The organism is Flavobacterium sp. Arc3 (assembly GCF_041431375.1).
Lineage (GTDB): Bacteria > Bacteroidota > Bacteroidia > Flavobacteriales > Flavobacteriaceae > Flavobacterium.
Genome location: NZ_JASMRI010000004.1, coordinates 139,425 through 140,615, shown reverse-complemented (window position 1 = coordinate 140,615; position 1,191 = coordinate 139,425). Strand labels below are relative to the sequence as shown.

Below are 1,191 nucleotides of genomic sequence, written 5' to 3'. Positions count from 1 at the left end.
GGAGCTACTACAGTCACTGTCACAGTAGCAGTACTACAGTTGTTCGGATTCAATACTTGACATATTGTATAATCTACAGTATAATTACCTGCTTTAGTATTTGGCGCAACAGTTACTGTTCCATCCGTATTTACCGTAAGAGGTCCGTTTGGAGTAGAAGTAATCAGTACATCTGTAGCATTAACTTTTACACCGTTTAATGTATCGTTTGTAAGTATATTGATTCCGGCATCACCACCGTTAGTACCGTTTATAGGTCCCGCAATATCATTGACAGCTTTGATAGCTGGAGCTACTACAGTTACCAATTGTGTACAAGTAGCTATATTGCCCGCATTATCTGTTACGGTCCAAGTTACTGTAGTGTTTCCAATAGGAAATAAGTTCGGAGCATCATTTGTTATTGATTTAACTTCACAGTTATCACTTGAAGTTGGAGTGCCAAGATCTACATTTTCTTTTGGTATAGAAATAGATTGAGTGTTTAAAGTTATGTTTACAGGGGCAGCACAAGTTATTGTTGGATTTATATTGTCTATTACAGTTACCACTTGCGTACAAGTTGCTGTATTTCCAGCAATATCAGTTGCAGTCCAGGTCACGGTAGTATTTCCAATAGGGAAAATATTAGGAGCATCATTTGTTACTGATTTTAACTCACAGTTATCATTTGAAGTTGGAGTTCCAAGGTTTACATTGGCTTTAACTATAGTACAAGAGTTTGAATCCAAATTTACTGTTAAAGATTCAGGACAATTTATAACCGGAGCAGTTACATCTTTCACAATCACCTTTTGAGTAGCTGTAGTAGTATTTCCATTTCCATCATTGAAAGTCCATGTGATTGTATAAGTTCCTTGTTTCGTATAAGTCAAAGGGTCTGAAGTCGTTCCCGTGATTGTTCCAGCACATAAGTCTGTTGTAGTAGGAGCAACGGCTGTCGCAGTACATTCACCAGTAACATCAGCCAAAGTCGGTTTCTCCGGAGCCGTTACATCTTTCACAATCACCTTTTGAATAGCTGTAGTAGTGTTTCCGTTTCCATCATTGAACGACCATGTGATTGTATAAATTCCTTGTGTATTATAAGTCAAAGGATCAGTAGTCGTTCCCGTGATTGTTCCAGCACAATTATCTTTAGTACTAGGAGCAACCGCTGTCGCAGTACATTCACCAGTAACATCAGCCAAA

At 38.3% G+C, this 1,191-nt stretch carries 1 protein-coding gene; it reads right to left on the bottom strand.

Annotated elements, in window-relative coordinates:
• Positions 1 to 1,191 (bottom strand): HYR domain-containing protein (locus QO200_RS04290; protein ID WP_371536928.1); only part of this gene is annotated, 1,191 nt, incomplete at both ends.